General features: G+C 49.3%; 3 protein-coding genes. All 3 read right to left on the bottom strand.

The features are described 5' to 3' along the window. Positions 1–265: 265 nt before the first annotated feature. Positions 266–1,132, bottom strand: coding sequence for a putative beta-lysine N-acetyltransferase (ablB, locus tag ENN66_04075; GenBank protein HDS15785.1), 867 nt, complete (start codon positions 1,130–1,132; stop codon positions 266–268). A 171-nt stretch (positions 1,133–1,303) separates the two neighbouring features. Beyond that, positions 1,304–2,608: a lysine 2,3-aminomutase gene (gene ablA, locus ENN66_04070; GenBank protein ID HDS15784.1), complete on the bottom strand. Its 1,305-nt coding sequence runs from the start codon at positions 2,606–2,608 to the stop codon at positions 1,304–1,306. Between the two features lie 214 nt (positions 2,609–2,822). Beyond that, positions 2,823–3,326, bottom strand: coding sequence for a MarR family transcriptional regulator (locus tag ENN66_04065; protein HDS15783.1), 504 nt, complete (start codon positions 3,324–3,326; stop codon positions 2,823–2,825). Positions 3,327–3,527 lie beyond the last annotated feature (201 nt).

Here is a 3,527-nt window from a genome sequence, read left to right as displayed (position 1 = left end):
GCTTAAATTGATAGAGTGGATCCAAATTCGTAACCATCGTTCCTATCTGTCTCACAGAAAACGAAAGGTACTCCAATTGATATCCGTGAAGCAAGTGTCGTTGTAGGGTTAGCGTGCGTATCACAACTTGGGAATTTTCATATGGGTAAACTGACTGAAACACCTAACCAATAAAGAGGAGGTTGACCCGAAACCGAGAAGCTGTTAGCGCTGAGATAACCGGCGTCTCAGCGCTAACAGCGCCTGAATAAAAAAAGGCACGGGATTAACCGTGAGTTTTGCCGGAACCTCTGATCTTTTTATACCAGACATTCATACTTTCAATCTTGCCGGAAATATTGGTATTGTTGGCGAGCCTGCCCGCATAAACATAGCCCAGCCGGGCAAAGGTGAGATTCATGGCCGGTGATTTGGCCCGTGCGATCGTATAAGCGAGCCGGTATTTCTTCAGCAACATTTCCCGTTCCATCCGAGCCAGCAGATGCCGCGCGAAATCCTTGCCCCGATGCTTTGCCGGCGTGGCAAAATCAGTCATCTCGACATTTTTTGCCGAGCCATCCTTTTCCATCGATGAGAGCGCCAGCAGACGATTCGCCTGCTCGACGCAGAAAAAATCAACCTGGTTGGCCATGCTTTGGCGCAGGTATTGCGGATCAAAGATCGGAAAAGGGTAAGTCGGAAATACGGAACGGTAGATTGCGGCCATCGCTTCCGCGTCTTCCGGAGTACAGCGCCGGATTTTAATCTTCTCCGGCAAAGGCTTTGCCGGCCGGTTTTGCTTGCGCGGCACCAGCTTGGTCACAAGCTCGTCAAGACTTTCGGAATCCGGCTCGTGACGACGCTTGCTTTCGAGATAATAACCCAGAAAACGGGCGCCCTCACCTGGGTAGAAGAACGGAATTTCGGCCTCAAGCCGGAAGCCGGAAACCAAAAAAGGGGAAGCCTGAGAATCAGGAACCTTGGCAAAAATCTTGGAATAGCCCTTTTCCCCGGCCAGGCAAATCAGCTTCCGAGCCAATTTGCCGGGATCGGCCCGACCGAGATCCATCAAGTAGATGCGCCGATTATATGATCCATGTTGAATGGTCGCCCCATTCAAGGAGGTAATCACGTCCGATGCAGAATGATTCATGATGTTGTTCTCGCTTGTTTCCTCAACTTAATTTAATCACGCCTGCAACTATTCAGCTAACCCGGAAAACCTGGGGACACGATCCCGATTCCCTAGAAAAATCAGGTCATGTCCCCAGGTTTTCCTGATTTTCATCTCTCAATACAAGCTGAAATCAACCACGCTGAATAGTTAATCACGCCTTTTATAACGGTCGTTTCCGGTGGGCACCAGGGAAATGGTTTTGTCAAGATCGGCCAGCAGTTTCTCAATACCAACGGCCTTACACTCATCCGCATCCTCCAGAGACAACAACAGCTTACAATCTTCGCAGTTACGATCACAAAACCGAGCTTCATAAGCATCCGGCTCCCGGTAAGTGGTGATGATCCCCTCATAATTTCTCAAAACAACCTTGTTGGTCGACCACGAAACAAGATAATTGGGGGCAATCGGAATCTTTCCGCCGCCTCCGGGCGCATCAATGACGTAGGTGGGCACGCAAAAACCACTGGTATGACCGATAAGACTTTCCATAATTTCAACCCCTTTGCCGGTGGGAGTACGAAAATGACTAAGTCCTTCGGAGAGATCGCACTGATAGAGATAATATGGACGGACCCGGTTATAGGCCAGTTTATGCACCAGAGAACGCATGACCCGTGGACAATCATTGACACCGGCCAGCAAGACCGACTGATTACCCAGAGGGATTCCACCATCCGCCAGCCGGGCCAGAGCCTGCCGGGAAGAATCTGTCAGCTCCCGAGGATGATTAAAGTGAGTGTTAACCCAGAGAGGATGATATTTTTTCAGCACGGCCACCAAACTATCCGTGATCCGGTACGGCAGCACTACCGGAGTACGCGTCCCGATGCGAATAATTTCTATATGTTTGATGCTTCTGAGTTCACTTAAGATCCAGTCCAGATAGTCATCCGACAAAAGAAAAGGATCCCCCCCGCTCAACAGGACATCCCGAATCTGGGGAGTGTTGCGTAAATAGGCAAGCCCATCCTCGATCTGCAAACGACTTGGAATACTGTTCCGATCCCCGACCCGGCGTTTACGGGTACAGTGTCGGCAATACATTGCACAGATATTGCTGACCAGGAACAAGGCCCGATCCGGATAACGATGGGTAATGCCGAAAGCTGGGCTGTCTTTGTCTTCGCTTAAAGGATCAACCATATCATAATGATTGACCACGAGTTCCTCGGGAGAAGGAAAAGACTGTTTGAAAATGGGGTCATCATCCAGATTTTCCGTATCGATCAAGGAAAGATAATAAGGGGTGATCGACATCGGAAAACGTTTTATGGTGGCGAGAAACTGTTGACGTCGCTCCTGACTGAGTTTGATCCGCAGCAGACTTTCGAAGGTCTTCAGGTCACGAATACAGTTTTTCATCTGCCAGCGCCAGTTTTTCCATTTTGAACTATCCACACCTTGATCAATCGATTTAAGGATGTGTTTTTGCGATAACGATAAAGCCATGTGAAATTTCCTTTTTTTTAAATTCAACCGGGAAAAGCAAAAGCCGTCGACCCGGCGAAATCCCAAGACCAAAAAAGCAAAGGGTTGCCTGAGGCGCTACGACCGGCGGGAAAATTACTTATCTACCCTGCAAGTTTTTTGAAATCATGAACGCTAACATCGGCGGAAAGGATATGACAAAATAGAGGCGGCGCGGGGAAACGAGAAACGAGGATCAGGAATGGTCTTCTTCCGCCTGCGCCAGATCGCCGATGGTAAGTAACGGACTGGCCTCAAGATCAGCGACTTCCATCATCACGGTGACCCGGGAAAGCGTCTCGGCAATAACGGTTTGTTCCTCCGGCGGCAGGGCCGCCAGCCGGCTGCGAAATTGATCCTGCAACGGTTTCGGCATCATCTCAACAACTTCCAGACCTTCTTCCGTCAATTGGACACTCACCCGACGGCGGTCTGCAAAACTGCGCGCCCGACAAACCAGGCCTCGATTCTCAAGCCGGTCTATAATGCCGGTCATGGTTGCCTGGCTAAGATAGACCTTCCGCGCCAATTCACCGGCCGTACAGTTGCCGCCATCCCGCAATTGATGCAAGGTAACGATCTGCGGAATGGTCAGATTAAAAATACGCCGCAATTTACGACTGTGCTGATCGATAGCGCGAATAATCCTGCGCAGGTAGCGCAGAATTTCTTCTTCTCGGTTATTTCCGTCAGCAACCATACCACAACCATTCGGCTTGGCATCCGATCACGATGACAATGCCTCTTTTAAAATTGTTTAGTACATGAAATTTTCGCCACCATAACAGTTTTAAGCCTCCATGTCAAATCAAGGAAGTTTATCTGTAACTATCCAGATCCAGGAATTATTACGATGAAGGTTAAGATTGCCGTTTGGTTGGAATGTTGAGATCGGCAGGGG

The organism is Pseudomonadota bacterium (assembly GCA_011049115.1).
GTDB lineage: Bacteria > Desulfobacterota > Anaeroferrophillalia > Anaeroferrophillales > Tharpellaceae > DSCM01.
Note: the sequence above shows the minus strand (reverse complement) of the source record. Positions and strands in the feature narration are given on the sequence as shown.

What these genes read in the sequence shown, in the direction of transcription:
- ENN66_04065 (HDS15783.1), bottom strand. Translation starts at nt 3,326, where the DNA reads ATGGTTGCTGACGGAAATAACCGAGAAGAAGAAATTCTGCGCTACCTG.
- ablA (HDS15784.1), bottom strand. Translation starts at nt 2,608, where the DNA reads ATGGCTTTATCGTTATCGCAAAAACACATCCTTAAATCGATTGATCAA.
- ablB (HDS15785.1), bottom strand. Translation starts at nt 1,132, where the DNA reads ATGAATCATTCTGCATCGGACGTGATTACCTCCTTGAATGGGGCGACC.